Below are 22,340 nucleotides of genomic sequence, written 5' to 3'. Positions count from 1 at the left end.
GCTTCAAAATTTATTTTGAAGTTTTAAAATAAATTATAACTTTGTAATTCAAAGTTCTTTTTATGGAATCGAAAAATTATCAGGAAGAGTTAGCGCACATCCGTCAGATGATGGAACGTAGTTCTAGATTTATTTCATTGAGTGGTTTGTCCGGCGTCATTGCAGGGATTGTCGCTTTGCTTGGCTCTTTTTATGTTTATTTTATTTTCCAAAGAGACGGCATTGATTACTTTGATGGCGAAAGAAATATTCATAGTCATTCTATTGCGAAAGAATTATTTTTCGTGGCTTTGATAGTTTTATTTTTAGCAATTTCCAGCGGATATATTTTCACAGCGGGAAAAAGCAAAAAGAAAAATTTGAAAATTTGGGATTCAATCACAAAGAAACTTTTGTTTAATTTCGCAATTCCATTGGTTGCTGGCGGGGTTTTTTGCTTGGCACTTTGGTTTCATCATTATTTTCCTTTAATTGCGCCGTCAATGCTTATTTTCTACGGCTTAGCTTTGATTAATGCAGAACGATACACATTAAGCGATGTTAAATATCTTGGTATTTGTGAAGTTGTTCTGGGAATTATTGCATTGTTTTGGCTCGGCTGGGGATTGATATTTTGGGCGGTCGGATTTGGATTTTTGCATATTTTTTATGGAATTTTGATGTATGGAAAATATGATTAGAATATGTTACTCTTTTTATTGTCAATATTATCAATTCCGATTTTTATAACATTTTGTTTAATATGGCTATACCACTTAACAAAGAATATAACATTTAAATTTTCAGCTTTTGGAATATGGATTTTAATTGGTTTATTTTTTATAACGGGGTTTTTCTTTAATTTATTAATTAGTAAAACGGAGATTGACAAAGAAGATTTCTACGGAAGTTATATTAGATAAAAATTATTTCAAAGGTGAAAAATGCTGACTGGCAATACAATCATTATAGATTTGAAATCACGAAAGATGATGAATTGAATTTATATATTACAGACGAAAGAAAAATATTGAAAGTTTATAAAAGAAAAATTGAATTCATAGAAGGAGGAGCAAGTCCACATTTAAAAATTATTAATGAAAATCCAAATTTCATTTTAGAAGCAGAGCCAACATTATACAGAAACTCTTGGGATTTTTATTTGGTTTTTAACACTAAATCTTATTCAAATATGTTTTTCAAAAAAGTAAGGTGGGAACCAATTAATAATTAAAATAAATGCTTAACATCAATCAACTCAACAAAGAATTCGAAAGCCGTGTAAGATTGGGCATTATGTCCGTTCTGATGGTCAACGACTGGGTTGATTTTACCGAAATGAAAAATCTGCTTAACGCCACAGACGGGAATCTCGCCAGTCACAGTTCTGGGCTAGAAAAAGCAGAATATATAGAAATTAAGAAGGAATTCGTGGGTAAAAAACCTAGAACTTCTTATCGTGTTACGCAAAAGGGGAGAGATGCTTTCACAGAACACATTAATAACTTGGAAAAATTGTTGGGAAGATAGCTCCCGATTTTTTTGAAAATTAACTTTGTAATTCAAAGAAATTTATTATGAAAGAATTTAATTGTTTACTTTTTGCTAAAAGGGTGTTTGGTTCATCTTTATGTGGGCTTGTTATGGCTTGATTTTGGTTTGCAGTTACGTCAATTGGGATAGAATTATTACTGACAATAATATCAAAAGAAATGATTTTGAAACTGATTATCACTTGGTTGCTATCAATTATAATGAAAGAATATTGTTGGATTACGCAATAAAAACCGGAAATTCTGCACTGATAAATAAACTCAAAGAAAGAATAGAGTCTTATCAAAAAAAAACATTCCTCTCAAAAATACTTTATTATGAAACGATTAACATCGAAAACCCTGAAATTAAATAGTATTATATATTTGGCATTAGTCCCTTTATTCTTTGTTGGCTGTAAAAAAGATCCTGTCGTGAAGGATGAAAAAATAGATACAGTCACAAGCATCGAAAAACCGATTGATACACTTTCTGCAATACTCAGAACCGAAAAGGAATCAAATCAGAACATCGTCACTGTTGATGCTTCCAAAATGCCGATACGACTAAACCTGGAAATCAAAAACCCGGACGATCAATTGATTTTGAAATTAGAGAATCTTGATCAGCCTGAAATAAAAGGTTATATCAACACACAAAAACCAATGAATCTTAGATTCAATCAAATCAGAATGCCGGATAATACATTTGACGGACCATTTTCCCAAACAATAGAATACAATACAAAACAAAAAGGAGAATATTGGCTGATTTTAGCAAAAAGCAATATGGCAGATGGAACGCCAGTTGGAAAGTTCTTTGTCAAAATAGAATAAAACAAAAAGAATCCCCATCGGGATTCTTTTTTATTTTAAACTCTGTATAGCTAATTGATAACCCTTCATTCCAAAACCAGAAATAACCGACTCACAACTTTCTGCAGTTACAGATTTTTTCCGGAAATCTTCACGTTTATAGATATTGCTGATATGAACTTCAATTTTTGGTTTGTTAATGTTCCTTAGGCAATCAGAAATGGCATATGAATAATGTGTAAAAGCGCCCGGATTTATTATCACCGCTTCAAAATCATCTTCCTGAAGGCGGTTTATCAATTCTCCTTCGACATTGGATTGGTAATACAGAATCTCTTCTGAGGGAAAATCTTTTTCCAACCTGGAAAGATAATCTTCCATAGAAACAGAACCATAGATTTCCGGTTCGCGCTTTCCAAGTAAATTGAGATTTGGTCCGTTGATAATGAGGATTTTCATACTTTTCAAATAATGATCAAATATAGCAAAAATAAAAAACCTTCAGAATAAACTGAAGGTTTTTTAAGTAGCCCGTAGGGGAATCGAACCCCTCTTACCAGAATGAAAATCTGAGGTCCTAACCGATAGACGAACGGGCCAGGATTTATATTAAGCTAAGCTGTTTACGTGCTTAGTTAATTTGCTCTTTAAATTGGCAGCTTTATTCTTATGAATAATATTTTTCTTAGCCAATCTGTCCAAAAGAGAGATTACTTTTGGTAATTGCTCAGCAGCAACTGTTTTATCCGCTTCATTTCTTAATACTTTCAAAGCTGTTCTTGCAGTTTTGTGGTAGTATCTGTTACGAAGTCTTCTAACTTCGTTTTGTCTGATTCTCTTAAGTGCTGATTTATGATTTGCCATAACGTTCAAATGTGGGTGCAAAGATAAAAACTAATTTTTAATTTGCAAACTTTTTTTAATAATTTTTTTAAAACTTGTTTTGTAGCCTATAGGGGAATCGAACCCCTGTTGCAAGGATGAAAACCTTGAGTCCTGACCACTAGACGAATAGGCCGTTTTGTGGTTTCGGAGTGCAAAAATATAGACTTTCTTTTACTCTTGCAAATTTTATGAGACTATTTTATTCTTTTTTCTATAACGGTATTTGTAATGCCTTTGTTTTCAAGCTCTTTCTGGGCTTTTACAGCGTCTTCAAGTGTTTTGTATTTTCCATTGGTGTAGTAAAAAACACCATTTTCCTTATTTCTTTCGATATCAGGAAGGCTTTTTAGAATCAATGATTTTGACTCCAGTTTATCTTTTCCGGAATAGATTTCCAGAGTGTAATATCCTGTTGCCAAAGACTGATTCGGAACAAAACTGATTGCAATAGCATTTCTGAAACCTGCATCTTTCGCCGTTTTGAGATTGGTGTCCCGGATGGAAGCATAATTAGTGGTTCCATAATAATACTTGTAAGCACCATTTTCTTTTATTGTCAGGATGTATTTCAGTCCTTTGAGAGCAGGGTCATTTTCAGTGTATTTTGCCGGTGTACTCATAAGTAAGATTCTGAAATCATTTTTCAGAGGCTGTTCAACAGGTTTTTCCGGTTCAGGTTCTTTTACATTTCTGTCCACCAGTTTTTTATAGCTTACTATAGCGTTATAGATACTTTCTGCGATGGCCTGCTGCCCTTCTTCTGTAGAGATATAATGCGCATCATCAGCGTTGTTTACAAAGCCGGTTTCTATAAGTACGGATGGCATAGCATTCATTCTCAGCACATGGAGGTTGGCCTGCTTTACACCTCTGGACATTCTTTTGTCTTTTTTTACAAAATTATCTTCTACCATTCCTCCTATGGTAAGGCTTGCTTCCAGATATTTGCTTTGCTGGATTTTGAGAGCGATCAGAGATTCGGGGGAGCTTGGATTATAAGAAGCAAAATTTTCCTTGTCTTTTTCATCGAGGAAAATCACGTCATTTTCTGCTTTTGCTACTTCCAGGTTGGTTTTGTTCTGGTTTGGACCCTGTACAAAGGTTTCTGTTCCCTGTGTTGTGGATGATGTGCTGGGAGATGAGTTCACGTGAACCGAAATAAACAAGTCGGCTTTGTTCCTATTGGCAAGGTCGGTTCTGTAAGTCAGGGAAGGATATTCGTCTATTTTTCTGGTGTATATTACCTTATAATCTTTGTTTTTTTCAAGCATCCTTCCCAGTTTCAGAACGATAGCAAGGGTTACGTTTTTTTCCTGTACAGAACCGATGTCGCTGTAATATCTGTTGGCTCCGATATCACTTCCACCGTGTCCTGCATCCAGAACAACCGTGAATTTTTTCTGAGAATAAAGGCTGTTGAAACCCATAAATAATATAAACAGAAAAAAAAATTTCTTATAAAGTGTAGGCCTTGTCATTTTAATCTTTAAAATTTAATTAATTTTGACCCCGATTACAGAATGACTGCATTGGCTCGAAGTATTTTCAAAAGTATATTACTAATTTTAAATATCCTAATTTTTAACAATATTTTATCACAAATTGTGCCTCAAAATATTGATGAAAAAAGCGGTATCAGGGACTCCGTATCTATTCGTAGAGATACTGTTGGTGTCAAAAAAGACACCATCATCCCGAAGGAAGAACTCGAAGATGTTGTAAAGACAAAGGCCGAATATAAAAGCAGTTCTTCCATCTCCAACAAGCAGACATTTCTCAACAAAAAAGCACAGATCATCTATCAGGATATGCAGATCGGTGCAGATTATATCAGGATAGACTGGGAAACCGGGAAGATATATGCCAGGGGTGAACAGGATGATAAGGGAAAGATCATCAAGCCGGCTGTAGCCACACAGGGCGGAAAACAATACGAGTATAATGAGGTTATCTATAATTACAAAACCAAGCAGGCTATCGCTTTCAATGCGAGAACGGAGGAGAGCGAAGGCGTTATTGTAGCAGAGAAAACCAAAAAATATAATGATTCGGTTTTCTTTATGAGAAAGGCCATCTATACTACGGATGAATATTTTATCAAGAAAAAAGATTCGCTTCCGGATTATCACATGTCTGCGCCCAATATCAAGCTGATAAAAGGGAAAAACAATTCCCAGCTGATTACAGGTCCTATTCAGCTTTATATAGAACAGGTTCCTACGCCATTGGTGATGCCGTTTGCCATACTTCCGTTTTCTGATAAAAGGTCTGCCGGGATTTTGATCCCGAGTTTTGGCGAACGTCAGGATGTCGGTTTTTTTCTTAACGGGCTCGGTTATTACCAGCCGATTGGCGACCATTTCGACCTGAAAATCTTATCCGACATCTATACCAAAGGAAGCTGGAACCTGAAACCGGAACTGAATTATCTCAAAAAATACAGATACTCCGGAAATTTTGCAGCAGATTATGGCTACACTGTGCGCGGTATCAAAGGTTTGGATGATTATTCCAAGTCAAAAACTTTCAGAATTGCGTGGCGCCATTCCCAGGATTCTAAGGCGAATCCTTATTTTACGTTTAATGCAAGTGTGGATATTGTAAGCGGGCGGAATTTTTATACCAATACCGTTAATAATAATTATGCGTTCAACGGCAGTGTGCTGAACACTACTCAGACCTCCAGGATCAATGTGACAAAAAGGTTTCTGAACCTCCCGATAACCATCAGTGCCAGTGCGGGATATAACCAGAACTTTGCAACAGGTCTCACAGACATACGCCTTCCGGATATGACAATTGCAGTGAATCAGTTCTATCTCTTTAAGCCAAAAACAGGAGTGCGGACAGGGCTGCTGGAAAACATCAATGTCAACACAGGCTTTGCGCTCAGCAACTATGTTACTACCAACGAAGATGAAGTCTTTAAAAAGCAGATGTGGGAGGATATGAAAACGGGAGCCAAGAATAATATTGCACTTTCTACCAACACTACGCTTGCAAAATATTTCACATTTTCCCTTAGTGCGAATGTGGATAACGTGCTGACCACAAAAACCCTTGAAAAAAGCTACAATCCTATCAGTAACAAAGTTGACGATAATTATAAAAACGGTATCGCTGCCTATTCTACATTTTCTACCAGTGCAAGCTTGCAGACCATTCTGTATGGACAGAAAAACTTTGGGAAAAGCTCACCCATCGTGGCGATCCGCCATATGGTGACACCGAGTTTCAGCTTTACCTATTCTCCGGATTTTGGAGACAGAAGCTGGGGTTATTACAAAGATTATTCTAATGCACGGGGCGAGATTACACCTTATTCGATTTTCGATAACGGGATCTATGGAGCGCCGTCAACAGGGCTGACACAGAGCATTGGCTTCAATATTTCCAATAACCTGGAAATGAAGGTCAAATCTAAAAGCGATTCTACGGGTGTGAAAAAAGTAAAGATCTTTGAAAATCTGAATATCTCCGGTGGCTATAACTTCGCAGCAGAAAAATACAAGTGGTCGGTTTTCAGCGTCAATGCACAATCTTCTTTCTTTGATAATAAGCTGAATGTCAATTCCAGCCTCACCATCGAGCCTTACGAAATTGTTTTTGCCGATAACAGCAATGTCGGCGTCAGGACAGAAAATTTCGGACACTTCAGCCTGCAGGGTTTCAATCTTCAGCTGTCTTACCCGATGAGCGATGCGATATTCGGAAAGAAGGAAGAATTATCCAAAAAATATAAGAAAAAAGGGGAGATACGGAATGAGAATTATTACTTTGATGATGATAACTACGCCCATTACGTTCCCACCTGGACGCTGAATGTCAACGCCAACTACGCCTATACAAGAGGGCTTTCCCGTTTAGGAACCAAGGTGGCAACCGTTGGTCTGGATGGCAGCATCAAGCTCACCCCTTATTGGAATATCAACGGAAGCACGAATTATGATGTGGTGAATAAAACGCTGGCTTACACCAGACTGGGCTTCTCCAGAGATCAGCGTAGCTTTACCATTACTTTTAACTGGATCCCGTTCGGGCAATATAAGGTCTATGATTTCTTTATCGGGATCAAAGCCAATATCCTGAAAGATGCTGTGAAATATAAGGAAAGAAGTTTCACACAGCCCAACAGCACTTTTTAGGATTTAATGAAAATTTGTCTAGTTTTGTAAAAATTATTATTGAAAATGAAGAAGATCATTCATACATCACAGGCGCCTGCCGCCATCGGTCCTTATTCCCAGGCCTGCCTGGTAAACGGAACATTGTACATCTCCGGACAGATCCCGGTAGATCCCGAAACAGGAAAGCTGGTGGAAGGGATCGATAAGGAAACACATCAGGTAATGAAAAACCTCCAGGCCATCCTTACCGAGGCTGGAATGACATTTGATAATGCAGTAAAGGCTTCGATTTTCCTCAAAAGCATGGATGACTTTGCGGTGGTGAATGAAATCTACGCATCCTATTTTGATAATGATCAGTTCCCCGCAAGGGAAACCGTTCAGGTATCGTGCCTTCCGAAAAATGTAGATGTAGAAATATCAATGATCGCTTTCAAGGGATAGAATGAATTTTCTTAGAAATACAATTGGTGTTTTAGCCGGCCTGGCGGTAGCTGCAGTCATTATCACATTCGGGATAAAGATCGATTCTGACTGGATCACCTATAAGGAGTTTGCGCCATTCGAGCATTGGGAGAAGCTGCTGCAGTCTGTAGAGAAGAAAGATTCTTTCTTCGTGGCTCTGCTGTTCTTCGGCGGTCTGGGTGTAACATTCGGCGGTGTGGTAACGGCGATGATCGTAAAATATGCCAAAGTAGCTTATGCCATTCTGATCGGCTTCATCATGCTGTTCATTGCGATGCTGGATGTTATCATCTATCCTTACCATCCTGTGTTCTACAAAATATCGATATTCCTGATCTTCTTCCCGTTCTCCTGGATTGGCGGAAAGATCACCGAAGTCATCTATGAAAGGCGGAAAAAGAGAGAGAAACAATTGCAGTCAAAAAATATAAAACCACAAGTCTAGCTTGTGGTTTTTTCATTGAAAAGCCAGGCACGCCTGCTCAGAGGCTAAGCACGCCTATCAAAAATGTAGGCGTGCCTATAAAAACCATAGGCGAGCTTACCCAGAAGTCAGGTACGCCTATCAAAAATGTAGGCGTGCCTATAAAAACCATAGGCGAGCTTACCCAGAAGCCAGGCACGCCTATCAAAAATGTAGGCGTGCCTGTATAAAACATAAGCCCGCCTACTAAAAAGGTAGGCGTGCCTGTAAAAACTTTGGGATGTGTTACTCTTATGATAGATATACATACTTAGAACCAAAAAACCCGCACTGGCTATGCAATACGGGTTTGATTATTTTTTCGAAAAAAAAATATCCGTTATTCCGGTGATTTGTCAGCGCTTCCTTTGTTGGCAAATCGACTGTTCCAATTATCGACTTCTCGCATCGCAAGGTCCAGCGCAGCATCATTCGTTCTGGAGATTTGCAGGTTGGCTTTGTAACGGTCTGTGAGAGCCATGGCATCTGCTGCAACGCCCAACTGAATCTCCTCCACGGTTTCCAGGTTCTGCAAAATGGCCATTCTGTTGCCTTCCAGATTATTGTAATACTCCAGTAGTTCTGCAAGCTGCTCAGGACTGTCGCTTCTGCCCAGCGCGTCGGGAAATTGATTGGCAATGCGGGAAATCAGCCTGGTGTAGCCTTCCCGGCCTTCTGCCATGGTGCGCATGCCGGGTTTCTCGTCATCCGTCAGGTTGATCTTGTAAGGATTGAGCGGTGTAAGTGCGTTGGTAATGGTAGACGTGTAGGTATCCGTGATGCTCTTCGCCGGAATGGAGATAATGTACTTTCTCATCTTTTTGTGTTGTTTAGGTTAAAAATTAAATTTCGATAACGGGATAAAATTAAAATAAATTTTGATATGTAAAAGGATATTTGTGAAAATATTTTAACTTTATAAATAAATGTTTGTGATAGCAGTTTTTCACATGTTTATTAAAAACATTATTTTAGGCCGATCTAAAAATCATCCCGTTAATTCGCTCTATAAAGTATGGTGAAAAAAATATTTTATGTTTTGTTTTTTTTAAAAACCAGTTTGTTATTCTCACAGGAATATCATTTCAAGCTCTATTATCAAAAGAAAGAAGATACCATAACGGTGCTGATGGATAACTATGATCCATTTCCTTATTCATTTGAATTTTACGATGAACCTAAAGGAAATAATTTGCGATCTGTGGGAGAACACTTTAATAGACGGTTTGTCATAGACGGTAATACTTCAAAATTAAGACTTGCCCAGTTTGTTCCTCTGGATACTAAAAAACCATTTGAGATAAGGGAAATGTCTTTCTTTAAATTGAAAAAAAAGTTTTTTAAAGTTTCTGTAGGAGATGTAGGAAAAACAGGTTATGATGAAGGTTATATCTATGACTTGCCATATTCCCGAGGAAAGATGTTCAAGGTGATCCAGGGTTATAACGGCACACTCTCACACCAGAATCAAAATGCGCTGGATTTTGATTTGCCGGACGGGACGGATATTCTGGCGGCAAGAGAAGGAATTGTAGTTGATGTAAAGCAAAACAGCAATACTTATTGTCCCGATAGGGTTTGTGCCAATCAGGGGAATTACATTAGAATCATCCATCCCGATGGGACTATGGCAAAGTACTATCATATTCAATATAATGGAGCCAAAGTAAAGCAGGGTGATAAAGTGGAAAAAGGACAGGCCATTGCGCTGAGCGGAAACACGGGGTGGAGTACTGGTCCGCACCTGCATTTCGAATGTTATGTGCTGGACGATAAAGGGAAAGAAAAAACCATAAAGACGCTGTTCCGTACCGGAAATAATGCCGAAAAGGGAAAGTATCTTTCACAAGAAAATAAGTATACCAATTACTGATTTAATATAAAAATAAAAACCACAAGCCAGGACTTGTGGTTTTTGCAGTCAGTTTATGTTAGTTTAATAAATTTAATAAGCCGTTTCGTGCACTTTCACTGCTCTTCCGCTTGGATCATTCATTTTTTTGAAAGCTTCGTCCCATTCCAGCGCAACTGGCGTGGAACAGGCAACTGAAGGGACCGAAGGAACGCAGCTCGCTGCCGAATCACTTGGGAAATGACTTTCAAAAATCGTTCTGTATCGGTATTCTTCTTTGCTCATTGGCACATTGATCGGAAACCGGAATTTGGCATTCGCCATCATTTCGTCCGTCACTTCATCTTCTGCAACCTGCTTCAGAGTATCGATCCAGGAGTAGCCGACACCATCGCTGAACTGCTCTTTCTGTCTCCAGGCAATGCTTTCCGGCAGGATGTCTTCAAATGCTTTTCTCAATACCCATTTTTCCATTCTTTCCGGGGTGACCATTTTATCTTTCGGATTGATGGTCATGGCCACATCCATGAATTCTTTGTCAAGGAACGGAACCCTGCCTTCGATTCCCCAGGCCATCAGAGATTTGTTGGCTCTCAGGCAGTCATAAAGGTGAAGTTTTCCCAGTTTTCTCACTGTTTCTTCATGAAAAGCCTGGGCAGAAGGTGCTTTGTGAAAATATAAATATCCTCCAAATAATTCATCAGAACCTTCTCCTGAAAGTACCATTTTGATTCCCATCGATTTGATGACTCTTGCCAGAAGATACATCGGTGTGGACGCTCTTATGGTGGTTACATCATAAGTTTCCAAATGATAAATAACGTCTTTGATAGCGTCCAGTCCTTCCTGAACAGTGTATTTGATTTCGTGATGTACAGATCCGATGTGGTCTGCTGCTTTTCTTGCAGCTGCCAGATCCGGTGAGCCTTCCAGCCCGACTGCAAAACTGTGCAGCCTCGGATACCAGGCTTCCTGTGTGTCGCCGCTTTCTATTCTCTGTCTTGCAAACTTTGCTGTTACAGCAGCAATAATGGAGGAGTCCAGACCGCCGGAAAGTAAAACGCCATAAGGGACATCACTCATCAGCTGCCTGTGGACTGCATCTTCCAATCCCTTTCTGATAGCAGCAATATCCGTTTCATTATCCTTTACATTTTCAAAATCTGTCCAGTCTCTTTGGTACCATTGCTGTAACTCCTGCCCGTCTTTGCTGTAAAGGAAATGACCGGGTAAGAATTCTTCTATTTTGTTGCATACACCTTCCAGTGATTTCAGTTCAGAAGCGACGTAGAAACTACCGTTTTTGTCCCAGCCCATATATAAAGGAACAATTCCCATGTGGTCTCTCCCAATCAGGTAAGCATCATTTTCTTCATCGTATAAAGCGAAAGCAAAAATCCCGTTCAGCTTTTCCAAGAAATTTTTCCCATCTCTTTTGTATAAGGCCAGAATAACCTCGCAGTCAGACTGGGTCAAAAATTCATAGTCCGGAAATTCTGATCTCAGTTCCTGATGGTTGTATATCTCGCCATTAACCGCCAAAGCGATTTTTTTATCTTTAGTAAAAAGAGGTTGTTTTCCTGATGTTGGGTCTACAATAGCAAGTCTTTCATGCGAGAAGATAACATTGTGGTGCTGGTAGATTCCTGACCAGTCTGGACCGCGGTGTCTTATTTTTTTGGACATCTCGAGGATTTGTGGTCTGATTACTTCATTTTTTTGTTTTGTGTCGAACACACATACAATTCCGCACATCTTTCAATTGGTTTATTTAAATTATGATACAAACTTACAGGATGTAGATTGAAAATAAAATTAAATTTTTGTTTTGATTTATTTTGTTATAAAATAATGGTGTTTTTAAAAATTATTTTAGTTGTAGAATTGTTTTTTTAATATTCTCATTGATAATTTTATTTTTATACTATTTAGGTTGATATAAGACTTAATGTTATGGATAATATTCATATATAAAAGATTATATTTTTACTATATTTTTGACAATAATCAAAAAAATATACTTTTGTGAAAAAAAAGTAATCTTTTTTATTGTTAATTATAAAATTTGTACGATTTTTGTATCGAAAATTGTATTGTAGATGCAGTAATGCATTTATGATTTTTTTCATCATTTGTGTTTTTGCCCTCTTATTCATAGTAAGAGGGTTTTTTGTTGCTTCTATTTTGCCAAGACGCATATATACTTTAACTTTGTAAATAATCTAAAAAAAGTAAAAAATATGTCAACTTACGTGGTTGTAGGTCTCCAGTATGGAGATGAAGGAAAGGGAAAAATTACGGATGTTCTGTCGGCAAAATCAGACTATGTGGTACGTTTTCAGGGTGGTGATAATGCCGGTCATACCGTCTATGTTGGTGATGAAAAATTTGTCCTGCATCTTTTGCCTTCCGGTGTTTTACAATGCAAAGGTAAATGTATCATCGCCAATGGTGTGGTTGTGAACCCAAAAGCATTTATAAAAGAAATCGAGCAGATCGAAAGTAAAGGCATGAAAACCGATCACGTTTTTATCAGCAGAAGGGCGCACGTGATCATGCCTTATCACATTTTACTGGATACTTACAGGGAAGAGGAACAAGGCGGAACCCAGATTGGCACGACCAAAAAAGGAATCGGACCTTGTTACGAAGATAAGATTGCCAGAGTCGGAATCCGAATGATTGATCTTTTAAATCCTGAGGTTCTGAAAGAGAAAATCGAAAAAAATCTTAAAACCAAGAATTCTCTTTTCGAGAAATATTTTGAAAAACCAACTTTAGATGTTGAAGAGATTTATCAAGAGTTTATCGCTCTGGGAGAAAGGCTGAAAGATAGAATCGTAGATACGGAATTAGAGATCAATGAAGCGATCCAAGATGGCAAAAATATTTTATTTGAAGGTGCGCAGGCATTGATGCTGGATATCGATTTTGGTACTTATCCATTCGTGACGTCTTCCTCACCGTCAACAGGCGGTGTTTGCACAGGTGCAGGCGTTCCACCAACGGCTCTGGAAAATCTTATTGGTGTTGCAAAAGCATATACTACAAGAGTCGGAAACGGCCCTTTCCCGACTGAACTGGATAATGAATTGGGCGAAAAAATAAGACAGATCGGATTCGAGTTTGGAGCCACAACAGGAAGACCAAGGAGAACTGGCTGGCTGGATTTGGTTTCTCTGAAACATGCTTGTATGATCAACGGTATCAACAATCTTGTGATAACCAAACTGGATGTTCTTACAGGCATCAGCCCATTGAAGATTGCTACAAAATATAAAACCGAAGACGGGAAGATCATTGATTACTTCACCTCTTCAACTACTAAGCTATATGATTATGAACCAATCTACGAAGAACTGGAAGGATGGGAAGAAGATATCACCAATGCCAGAACGTATGATGAACTCCCGGTCAATGCAAAGAAATACATTGAGTTTATTGAAGCTCATTTAGGCATCAATGTTTACCTGGTTTCTGTAGGGCCGGAACGCTCACAAAATATTATCAGGAAAGAGCTTTTTTAATTAATAAGTATTGAAATTACAAACCGGAAAATATTTCCGGTTTTTTTTGTTTAACAAACTTTAACATTCTCTGTTAGATTTTGGAATCATAATTGAGATATCCCGATTATAAATCTTCACTATTTGTGAAAAAATATTTTTGTTATGAAAAGCTTATTTTTAACCGGAGCCGTTTCTTTACTATTATTAACATCTTGTAATAAAGACGAAAAAGTACAGACAGCAACGTCTCTGGAACAACAGAAACTAGACTATCAGGCAAGACAAATTGATCTTGAAAAACAAAAACTTGCTATTGAAAAGGAAAAAATCAATTTCGAAAAACAAAAAGACAGTCTGGATAAAGTCGCCGCAGAAAAAGAACAGGAAAGAAAAGCCGAAGCCAATAGAGTAGCAAAAAGATCTACCCCAAGACGATCTTCAGGAAGTGTAGCTTCCAATTCATCTTCCGGCTCCAGCAGCTCAGTAGGATCCAGTTCAGCAGGAACTACTTCTACTGCCAATCAGAAAAAGGGATGGAGCAGTGCTGCGAAAGGTACAGTTATTGGTACAGTTGGTGGAGCTGCAGCAGGTGCTATTATCTCTAAGAAAAATCCAGGACTTGGTGCGGTAATCGGTGGTATTGCCGGTGGTGCAACAGGATATACAATAGGACGGTCTGAGGATAGAAAATCCGGAAGAGTACAGAAGTAAATTTCTTCATATATATATTTTAACACGGAAAGATTGCTTATTTTTATAGGCAATCTTTTTTATGCTTATTATTTTCAAAACTGTTTTTCTGCTTCTTATGATCAATTTCGGAAACGGAATACTGATTGACAAAATCTTCAATACAAAAATTAAGAATTTTGTAATGCTATCTTTTCTGGGAATGATGAGCATTACTTTTCTTGAAGTCATCATTGCTTTTTTTTATCCTTTGGATTTTGCATCAGAGCTCTTGTTTTTGCTGTTGGGATTAGTTGGACTATTGGTTTTTATCACGGAAAAGGATTTTTCCATGTTCAGTTTTAGGAAAAACACCAGCTTTTGGTTTTATTTTTTTCTGATTACGGTTGTTTTTGCAGGGTCATTCTCGCCTTACTTTTTTGACCATTACAGTTATTATGTCCCGACCGTCGGTTATCTCAGGGAATTTGGATTTATAAAAGGCATTTCAAACCTTGACCTGCTTTTTGGGCAAAGCTCTTTCTGGCACGTTTTCCAGGCTGGTTTTTCAAATTTTGTTGATGTTGGCCTTAGAATCAACAGCTATTTGCTAATACTTTTTCTCGTATATATTTTCGAATCGAAACGCTGGGTTTTATTACTGTTCTTTCCTTTTTTTCTGATATTTCTTCAACAGCCCAGCCCTGATTTACCGGTATTTATTTTTAGCCTCATCATCCTGAATGAAATGATTGACGGCAGGAACAGTTCCTTCATTCTATGCCTTTCCTTATTTGCATTTTGCATCAAACCGACAGCATTTTGGCTGCCATTGCTCGCCATTATAGAAAGTTTATATACCAGGAATTTTAAAATCGGCTCATTGTTTCCAATAGTCATTGTTGGTATTTTGTTTACGATAAAAAATATCTGGTTGTTCGGCTATCCTGTTTTTCCTGTCTCCGCAATTGATATGGGTATTTCCTGGACGCCAGACAAAAGCATTATGAAATACTCCTCACAGATGGGTATGATGAAATCTTATGATATGAAATACACCTACCAGCAAATTTCTGATTTTGATTTCTGGCAAAAGCTTTATTATTGGTTCAGGATTGGTTTCAAATCGGTTTTCAATATTGGCATTGTATTTTGTCTGGTCATTTTAGGCTACTTTGCTTTGCGCAAAAAGGATAGGATCTATGCTTTTATCTTAGTTTCAGTTTTGCTGAAGTTTATTCTAATCATTATATTTTCAGCACAATACCGTTTTTTTATCGATCTTTATCTGGTCACCGTTTTTCTCATTTTCAAAAATGCATCAGAAGAAAGAGTGGTTTTTGTTTCAGTATTTTTATCTGTTCTTGTCTCGGTGCTTTTTACATTTCCGGGATTTGTGAAAGACAGGTTTCATATGGGAAAATGGATGACGGGATTTCATTTTATGCAGCTGATCAATCCGACGGAATCTGAGGAGGGGAATCTTATAACATATCAGTTGGGAAATCTGAAGTTCAATGCCGCAAAAGACCTGATCTATAAAGCTCCGGTTCCCACATTATCCCTTTACTGGCTGGAAACCTATCATTATTATGGGGTTTTTCCACAGGTTTCCGGGAATGGATTTGTCCAGAGAAAATTATCCCCGGCTGAGAAAAAACAACTGGAAACCATCATCAGAGATTTGAAAAAATCCAGACCGGAAATCCCTTAAAATTTCTCTATCTTTGACTCTCCGTTAAATCAAATTTCTGATTTGATGCCTTATTTTAATTATTGATACCAATGCCAGATTTTTTACATCCCGATAAAGAAAACTATTCCGATGACGACCTGATTCAGGAAGAAAAGATCCGTCCGCAGAGTTTCCGGGATTTTGCAGGGCAGCGTAAGACGCTGGACAATCTGGAGGTTTTTGTTGCAGCTGCCAAAAATAGAGGCGCAGCTCTGGATCATGTTCTTCTGCACGGCCCGCCGGGATTGGGAAAAACAACTTTATCACACATCATAGCCAACGAATTGGGCGTGAATTGTAAGATCACTTCCGGCCCGGTTCTTGACAAACCCGGTAGCTTGGCCGGATTGCTCACCAATCTTGAAGAAAATGACGTTCTTTTCATTGATGAGATCCATCGTCTCTCACCCATTGTCGAAGAATATCTGTATTCGGCAATGGAGGATTATAAAATCGATATCATGCTGGAAACCGGTCCCAATGCGAGAAGCGTGCAGATCAGTCTCAATCCGTTTACACTAATCGGTGCCACCACCAGAAGCGGCATGCTCACAAAACCGATGCTCGCCAGATTCGGCATCCAGTCCCGGTTAGAATATTATAGCATCGAACTTCTCGGGATGATCATCGAAAGAAGCGCAAGGGTTCTCGGGGTGAAAATCTATGAGGACGCTGCAATTGAAATCGCCAGAAGAAGCCGTGGAACACCAAGAATCGCCAATGCACTGCTTAGAAGGGTTCGCGACTTTGCCGAGATCAAAGGCAACGGCGAAATCGAGATCAATATTACAAAATATGCTCTGGACTCTCTGAATGTTGATGAATTTGGTCTGGATGATATGGACAACAAAATAATGCGTGTGATGATAGAAAATTTCCGTGGCAAACCTGTCGGGATTTCAGCTTTGGCTACTTCTATCGGGGAGAATCCGGAAACTTTGGAAGAGGTTTATGAACCGTTTCTAATCCAGGAAGGTTTCATTATCCGGACACCCAGAGGGAGGGAAGTGACGGAAAAAGCCTATAAGCATCTGGGGATTTCCAGACCGAAGAATCCCGGGGAATTGTTTTAAAACACTCTGAATCTGATTTTTTCTTCGATGAAAACAGAAATTATCTAAAAATTTTTCCCCATTCCATGGGCATCGGGATGCCGTCACGGAGTCTTCGGACTGCATCACGAAGTCTTCGGACTGCATCATGAATGTTTCGGAAAACATCACAGAGTCTTCCATGCTCATCAAAGGATCTTCTGAAAGAATCACGGGATTTTCTGAACGGTTCCAGCGTTTTCCGGAGGGTGTAAACAGGATTTCTGGCAGCGGGAACTCCTCTGATTAAAATTTATGTAAGTTAAATCATGCGGGATGTGGTTTATTACATTTTTTTTGATATATTCAATTTTCAAAATACAGTAAAAATATGAAGCTCTATCCAATCCAGTGTGGAAAATTCAAATTAGACGGCGGCGCCATGTTTGGCATAGTTCCAAAATCACTTTGGGAAAAAACAAATCCTGCTGATGAGAAAAACCTTATCGAGCTGGGCACGCGCTCGCTTTTGGTGGAAGATGGAAAAAAACTGATTCTGATCGATTGCGGGCTTGGAAATAAACAGGACGAGAAATTTTTCGGACATTATTCGCTCTGGGGAGATGATTCCCTGGATAATAATCTGAAGAAATATGGATTTGTGAGAGAAGACATTACGGATGTGTTCCTTACGCATCTTCACTTTGACCATTGCGGCGGTGCTGTAGAATGGAATGATGACCGGTCTGGTTACAGGCCAGCTTTTAAAAATGCCAATTTCTGGACCAATGAAAATCATTGGCAATGGGCGACAGAGCCCAACGCCAGAGAAAAGGCGAGCTTTTTGAAAGAAAATATCTTCCCGCTGGAAGAAAGTGGACAACTGAACTTTTTGCCGTTGCCAACCACAGGGAATTACGGTTTTGCTCCGGATCTGAAAATGGATGTGATCTTTGTTGATGGTCATACGGAGAAACAAATGCTTCCCGTTTTGCAATACCAGGAAAAAACAATTGTTTTTGCAGCAGACCTGATCCCTACAGCTGGCCATATCCCGCAGGTGTATGTGATGGGCTATGATACCAGGCCGTTACTGACCATGGAGGAAAAGGCAAAGTTTTTGAAACAGTGTATAGATAATGATTACCTCTTATTCTTTGAGCACGATGCGCATAACGAACTGGCCAGTCTCAAGATGACGGAAAGAGGTGTGAAGCTAGATCAGACTTATAGTTTTAATGAAGTTTTTGGATATTAAAAATTATGGAAATACAAGATATAAATCAAAATCAGGAGGAAGATGTTCCCATACCCAAGATTATAGGACTAACCGGAGGGATCGGTTCCGGGAAAACATCGGTCGCGAAAATACTGGAACAAAAAGGGTTTCCGGTTTATTACTCGGATGACGAAGCTAAAAATATTGTCAACCGGAATCCCGTCCTGAAGGAGAAGATCATCGGGCTTTTGGGAGAAGAAGCTTATCACAACGGAAGCTATAACAGGACATATGTGGCAGAAAAGGTGTTCAATAATTCTGAGCTTCTGGAAGCACTAAATCATTTGATTCATCCTGCTGTGAGAACTGATTTTGAAAATTGGGTGAAGACTCAGACAGCAGAATTTGTGTTCAAGGAAACAGCGATTCTTTTCGAGCTCAGATTGGACAAGGATTGTTATAAATCTGTTCTAATCACCGCTGATGACAACCTCAGGATCAAACGGACTATGGACAGGGACGGTAAAACCTACCGGGAGATAGAAGCAATTATGCAAAAGCAGATGCCTGAAAAGGAAAAAATAAAACTGGCGGATTATATTATTTATAACAATGCCGACAGAGAGAGCCTGGAGGTTGCAACAGAAGGCTTTTTGGAGGAACTTAAATAATGCATAACGATAAAACAAAATCCCCGAATCTCAGATTCGGGGATTTTTTATAGAATGACTTAAGGTTAGTTCTTGATAAATTTGGTCTGAGATTTTTCTCCGTTAGATTCTAACGAAAGGATATACACACCTTTTGCCAAGCTGGAAACTTTCACCTTTCCGTCCGTTGCTCCCTGGTTTACCAGTTGTCCGCCCACAGAATAGATTTCAAATCTGGTTTTAGAAGATATATTGGAAATATGGATCACGTCAGTTGCCGGGTTCGGATAAACGCTGATGTTATTTTTCTTAACATCTGTAACGGCAAGTGTTTCGGATATTTTTACTGCATAATCTTCCACTTCTCCATACGTGAATGATGCACAAGGTCCTGTAGGTGTTGTGGAGAATCTCATGATCACTCTCATTCCCACCGTTTTATCACCTGTGTAAGCATTTGCAGGAACACTGAATGTTGAAGACACAGTTGGTGTCGTATTCGCACTAATGTTCATGATCTTTTCAGAATCTTCATATGTTCCGTTTCTGTTAAAATCAATCCAGACTGCAACAGCCTCACTATAAGTATTCCCTGACCACGCTTTTGTAATTGCCATTGTGTTTCCGGAAGAGCCCTTTACCAATTGTACAAGTCTGGTATTGTCTGCTGCGTAGTTTGTGTAGTTGCTGGCACCCGAGCTGCTTGTCATCACAGGCCCTCCATTTGCAGGAGTTACAACAACTTTAGCGATATACTCATCTGTCGAGTCGGATGATGAGACAGAGCAATAGGTAAGACCAAGTGTTCTGAAGTTTTTACTGGAGTAAGCACCTGTTGTTCCGCTGCATACGGAAGCAACTTCAACATTATACTCGGTATCTTCATCAAGCTGAGTCAGTGTATATGTATTGCTGCTAATGCCGGTTAGATTGATCCAGCTGGCATCGGAAGTTTTTTTGTATCGAAGAGCATACGTTGCGTCGGCAATAGCATCCCAATCAATTTTGGCATCTGTTTTTGTAATGCCTGATACGGCCAGACCGGCAGGTGCTGTGCCATCACAATTGACCATTGCAGAAACTGTGACTTTTCCGACTGCGTAGAATACGTTATCAATAGCTGAAACTCTTACTGTAATTTGTGAATCTGTCGGGATCGATGCAAAGCTGATAGCTTCGGAGCCGTCATTAGGGGTCGATGCGGCCAGAACCGTCCAGGTATTGCCGTTATTGGTAGTATAATCAATTTTGACATTTGAAACACTGTATGGTGCATTATTCGTATTTGCTATATCCCAAGTGAATGTGGAAGGCGCGTTGTTATATACCTTGGCAGATGTAACCTTGAAAGGACCGTCGTTACCCACTGTAATGGTTTGTGACCCGATCTGGGTCTGCTGCTGGGTTAGGTCGGGATTGTTATCTCTTACCACTACACGGAAGTTCATTGTTCTGGCTACATTCGATACAGCTTCCCAATCGCTAGCGCTGGATAAGTTTCCATTGAGGACATTGCTTAATTTAGGGAAATATCTGTATGAAAGTGCGGATCCTGTAATTGAACGGAATTTGGGACCTGAGGTATTGTTACCTGTCACATTTGTAACCGCTGATGTTGCTTTGTCATATTCTTCCCAAGTGTATGTTAACGGATTATTTTCCGGATCAGTTGCAGAAGCTGTCAAAACAAATGCTGTTCCCTTAGGAATCGTTTTATTTGGCAGAGCAGCTACAACAGGAGGGTTGTTGCTAATAACCGTATTGACATCACAGGTTTGAGTATTGACATAAGTCTGAACCTGCTCGATACTTCTGACATGGAAATAAGCATCAGAATGTGGCTGGACATCTGCACTTGTGATCCCGGCATATCCCATGATGGTAGATCCTGATCCCGGTTCCATATGTGCAGAATTGTAAGGCGCAGACTGGATTCCATGCGAAAAAGTGTGGTCGGCACCAAACTGATGCCCCATCTCATGCGCTACATAATCGATGTCGAAGTTATCACCTTCCGGGCCGCCGGTTCCCGGCGAAGTAAAACCGGATCCTTTGGACGTATCATCATTGGCATTAGCCGGATTTCTACAGACATTTCCAATGTCACCTGCACTTCCTCCGCCTCCTGAACTTCCGAAAAGGTGCCCGATGTCATAGGCGGCATTTCCGATTACGGATGTCAGTGTTTTTTGGACTTCCAGATTCCACGCACCACCAGCGCCTGTTGATGCCGGTGAATATGGGTCGGTGCTAGGGTTTGTATAAATCAGCTGTGGAAAATCCTGAACATTCATATGGATAGCAAAATCCTTTTCGAATACGCCGTTAACTCTCGTCATTGTCGCATTGATAGCAGCGGCAGCTTGCGGAACGCCGCCAAAGTACTGCGTGTATTCTCCAGTTACAGATATCGCTAATCTATAAGTTCTGTATTTCTTATCGCTTGCTTTGTTGAAGTCTGTCGGAACGTGTGTAAAATCTGTTGAATTGGATAATAGTTCCATCTGCTTTTTGCTCAGCAATGATTCGGATGTATTACATTCAAAAGCTTTTCCTCCGGTTCGCTTATTGGTTTTCGGAAAAACACCGTAAACTGTTTTTTCTTTGTTCAGAGGCTCAATGAATTCGTATTGACCATTTCTCAGCATCATAGCCTGAAGGTCATAAGGTGAAACGCTGAATCTGACATAAACTGTCGGGTCATCAGTCTTTACACCAACATATGAACCCAATTGATAGCGATCTGCCATAGATTTTTCTACAACGGGCAAACTGTAGACTGCAAATTTTTCGATTTTCCCATCCAGTGTTGGAAGATTAATAATAACGGGCTTGCTGTTTTTTCCGGTCTCTTTTGCTTCTGACAATTGAGATCTGACCATGCTCAGATCCAGGCTATAATAGCTTTTAGCCTTAGTGTCCCGGTTATGCTCTCCCTTCATGGCAGAAGGTGCCCATTGTCCATATGCACCGGCAATGATACCTACGGAAAAAAGCGTAGTAAAGATTTTCTTCATATTTTTTTAATTAATTTCTATTTCAAATATATGAGTTTTTATCTTTTTACAACAAAAAAGCATCAGATTATCTGATGCTTTTATAATTATAATTTTATATTGTTGAAAATTACTTAAATTATTTCCTCGTGAGCATACTATATAGAAATAATAAAAGTACAGAACCTCCAATGGCTAAGAGCCAGCTTCTTGGACTCCAGAAAGAATCTACATCTCCCCAACCCAGAACATATGTTCCAATTGCTCCGCCGATAAAAGCACCAACAATTCCGATAATGATAGTTACTAACCAGCCGCCCGGATCTTTGCCCGGATGAATAGCTTTTGCGATTGCTCCGGCAATAAGGCCGAAAATAATCCAAGTTAAAATACCCATAGTTTAAATTTTTAA

At 39.2% G+C, this 22,340-nt stretch carries 22 protein-coding genes and 2 tRNA genes; 15 read left to right on the top strand and 9 right to left on the bottom strand.

The genetic code is table 11. The features are described from left to right. The first annotated feature begins 62 nt into the window (after positions 1 to 62). From BUA97_RS04675 to BUA97_RS04650, 4 genes are all read left to right on the top strand, one after another. Complete coding sequence (locus BUA97_RS04675) at positions 63 to 680, top strand: hypothetical protein (protein ID WP_072996667.1); 618 nt, start codon at positions 63 to 65, stop codon at positions 678 to 680. 236 nt (positions 681 to 916) lie between these two features. Next, positions 917 to 1,213, top strand: coding sequence for a hypothetical protein (locus tag BUA97_RS04665; RefSeq protein WP_072996665.1), 297 nt, complete (start codon positions 917 to 919; stop codon positions 1,211 to 1,213). A 5-nt stretch (positions 1,214 to 1,218) separates the two neighbouring features. After that, positions 1,219 to 1,509 (top strand): winged helix-turn-helix domain-containing protein, encoded by a 291-nt coding sequence (locus BUA97_RS04660; RefSeq protein ID WP_072996664.1) that lies wholly within the window; start codon positions 1,219 to 1,221, stop codon positions 1,507 to 1,509. A gap of 341 nt (positions 1,510 to 1,850) precedes the next feature. Beyond that, on the top strand, positions 1,851 to 2,348 hold the full coding sequence (locus BUA97_RS04650) for a hypothetical protein (RefSeq protein ID WP_139258226.1): 498 nt from the start codon (positions 1,851 to 1,853) through the stop codon (positions 2,346 to 2,348). A 30-nt stretch (positions 2,349 to 2,378) separates the two neighbouring features. Here the strand turns inward: BUA97_RS04650 and aroQ are convergent, their stop codons facing one another. The 5 genes from aroQ to BUA97_RS04625 all read right to left on the bottom strand — a co-directional run bounded on the left by aroQ (position 2,379) and on the right by BUA97_RS04625 (position 4,639). Then, the gene (gene aroQ, locus BUA97_RS04645) at positions 2,379 to 2,786 is read right to left on the bottom strand and encodes a type II 3-dehydroquinate dehydratase (RefSeq protein ID WP_072996661.1); all 408 of its coding nucleotides are present in this window, start codon (positions 2,784 to 2,786) and stop codon (positions 2,379 to 2,381) included. Between the two features lie 68 nt (positions 2,787 to 2,854). Further along, a tRNA-Glu gene (locus BUA97_RS04640) sits at positions 2,855 to 2,926 on the bottom strand. A gap of 10 nt (positions 2,927 to 2,936) precedes the next feature. Further along, on the bottom strand, positions 2,937 to 3,191 hold the full coding sequence (gene rpsT, locus BUA97_RS04635) for a 30S ribosomal protein S20 (RefSeq protein ID WP_072996660.1): 255 nt from the start codon (positions 3,189 to 3,191) through the stop codon (positions 2,937 to 2,939). 82 nt (positions 3,192 to 3,273) lie between these two features. Next, positions 3,274 to 3,345, bottom strand: a tRNA-Glu gene (locus BUA97_RS04630). 61 nt (positions 3,346 to 3,406) lie between these two features. After that, complete coding sequence (locus tag BUA97_RS04625) at positions 3,407 to 4,639, bottom strand: N-acetylmuramoyl-L-alanine amidase family protein (RefSeq protein WP_072996659.1); 1,233 nt, start codon at positions 4,637 to 4,639, stop codon at positions 3,407 to 3,409. Between the two features lie 93 nt (positions 4,640 to 4,732). On the opposite strand from BUA97_RS04625, the gene BUA97_RS04620 reads away from it, so the two are divergent. From BUA97_RS04620 to BUA97_RS04610, 3 genes are read left to right on the top strand one after another with little or no spacing between them, the layout of a single operon-like run. Continuing rightward, positions 4,733 to 7,357 (top strand): putative LPS assembly protein LptD, encoded by a 2,625-nt coding sequence (locus BUA97_RS04620; RefSeq protein WP_072996658.1) that lies wholly within the window; start codon positions 4,733 to 4,735, stop codon positions 7,355 to 7,357. 45 nt (positions 7,358 to 7,402) lie between these two features. Further along, positions 7,403 to 7,783 carry a RidA family protein gene (locus BUA97_RS04615; RefSeq protein ID WP_072996657.1) on the top strand — a complete coding sequence of 127 codons (381 nt, stop codon included), beginning with the start codon at positions 7,403 to 7,405 and terminating at the stop codon, positions 7,781 to 7,783. 1 nt (position 7,784) lies between these two features. Then, positions 7,785 to 8,249, top strand: coding sequence for a hypothetical protein (locus tag BUA97_RS04610; RefSeq protein ID WP_072996656.1), 465 nt, complete (start codon positions 7,785 to 7,787; stop codon positions 8,247 to 8,249). A gap of 358 nt (positions 8,250 to 8,607) precedes the next feature. Here BUA97_RS04610 and BUA97_RS04605 read toward each other — a convergent pair whose 3' ends face one another. Next, on the bottom strand, positions 8,608 to 8,949 hold the full coding sequence (locus BUA97_RS04605; protein WP_139258224.1) for a hypothetical protein: 342 nt from the start codon (positions 8,947 to 8,949) through the stop codon (positions 8,608 to 8,610). Positions 8,950 to 9,282: 333 nt separating this feature from the next. Between BUA97_RS04605 and BUA97_RS17430 the strand changes: the two genes are divergently transcribed. Beyond that, positions 9,283 to 10,140 carry a M23 family metallopeptidase gene (locus BUA97_RS17430; RefSeq protein WP_072996654.1) on the top strand — a complete coding sequence of 286 codons (858 nt, stop codon included), beginning with the start codon at positions 9,283 to 9,285 and terminating at the stop codon, positions 10,138 to 10,140. A gap of 72 nt (positions 10,141 to 10,212) precedes the next feature. On the opposite strand, the gene asnB is transcribed toward BUA97_RS17430, so the two are convergent. Further along, positions 10,213 to 11,874: an asparagine synthase B gene (asnB, locus tag BUA97_RS04595; RefSeq protein ID WP_072996653.1), complete on the bottom strand. Its 1,662-nt coding sequence runs from the start codon at positions 11,872 to 11,874 to the stop codon at positions 10,213 to 10,215. A gap of 485 nt (positions 11,875 to 12,359) precedes the next feature. On the opposite strand from asnB, the gene BUA97_RS04585 reads away from it, so the two are divergent. The 7 genes from BUA97_RS04585 (at position 12,360) to coaE (ending at position 18,953) form a co-directional block, all read left to right on the top strand. Continuing rightward, entirely contained in the window at positions 12,360 to 13,646 is a 1,287-nt protein-coding gene (locus tag BUA97_RS04585) for an adenylosuccinate synthase (RefSeq protein ID WP_072996651.1), read from the top strand. A 144-nt stretch (positions 13,647 to 13,790) separates the two neighbouring features. Beyond that, complete coding sequence (locus tag BUA97_RS04580) at positions 13,791 to 14,339, top strand: YMGG-like glycine zipper-containing protein (protein ID WP_072996650.1); 549 nt, start codon at positions 13,791 to 13,793, stop codon at positions 14,337 to 14,339. 61 nt (positions 14,340 to 14,400) lie between these two features. Then, the gene (locus BUA97_RS04575) at positions 14,401 to 16,011 is read left to right on the top strand and encodes an LIC_10190 family membrane protein (RefSeq protein ID WP_072996649.1); all 1,611 of its coding nucleotides are present in this window, start codon (positions 14,401 to 14,403) and stop codon (positions 16,009 to 16,011) included. A 71-nt stretch (positions 16,012 to 16,082) separates the two neighbouring features. Continuing rightward, a complete protein-coding gene (gene ruvB / locus BUA97_RS04570; protein WP_072996648.1) occupies positions 16,083 to 17,105 on the top strand; it encodes a Holliday junction branch migration DNA helicase RuvB in 1,023 nt (340 codons plus the stop codon). 127 nt (positions 17,106 to 17,232) lie between these two features. Next, positions 17,233 to 17,373 carry a hypothetical protein gene (locus BUA97_RS17110; protein WP_175546171.1) on the top strand — a complete coding sequence of 47 codons (141 nt, stop codon included), beginning with the start codon at positions 17,233 to 17,235 and terminating at the stop codon, positions 17,371 to 17,373. Positions 17,374 to 17,454: 81 nt separating this feature from the next. Continuing rightward, on the top strand, positions 17,455 to 18,321 hold the full coding sequence (locus BUA97_RS04565) for an MBL fold metallo-hydrolase (RefSeq protein WP_072996647.1): 867 nt from the start codon (positions 17,455 to 17,457) through the stop codon (positions 18,319 to 18,321). 50 nt (positions 18,322 to 18,371) lie between these two features. Next, positions 18,372 to 18,953 (top strand): dephospho-CoA kinase, encoded by a 582-nt coding sequence (coaE, locus tag BUA97_RS04560; protein WP_072997206.1) that lies wholly within the window; start codon positions 18,372 to 18,374, stop codon positions 18,951 to 18,953. A 65-nt stretch (positions 18,954 to 19,018) separates the two neighbouring features. Here coaE and BUA97_RS04555 read toward each other — a convergent pair whose 3' ends face one another. Both BUA97_RS04555 and BUA97_RS04550 read right to left on the bottom strand, forming a co-directional pair. Then, complete coding sequence (locus BUA97_RS04555; protein ID WP_072996646.1) at positions 19,019 to 21,949, bottom strand: reprolysin-like metallopeptidase; 2,931 nt, start codon at positions 21,947 to 21,949, stop codon at positions 19,019 to 19,021. A gap of 118 nt (positions 21,950 to 22,067) precedes the next feature. Continuing rightward, positions 22,068 to 22,325 carry a GlsB/YeaQ/YmgE family stress response membrane protein gene (locus BUA97_RS04550; protein WP_072996645.1) on the bottom strand — a complete coding sequence of 86 codons (258 nt, stop codon included), beginning with the start codon at positions 22,323 to 22,325 and terminating at the stop codon, positions 22,068 to 22,070. Positions 22,326 to 22,340 lie beyond the last annotated feature (15 nt).

The sequence above is a fragment of the Epilithonimonas mollis genome, assembly GCF_900142325.1.
In the GTDB taxonomy this organism is placed as follows: Bacteria; Bacteroidota; Bacteroidia; order Flavobacteriales; family Weeksellaceae; genus Epilithonimonas; species Epilithonimonas mollis.
The sequence above is the reverse complement of the archived record's forward strand: the minus strand, read 5'-3'. Positions and strand labels throughout refer to the sequence as shown.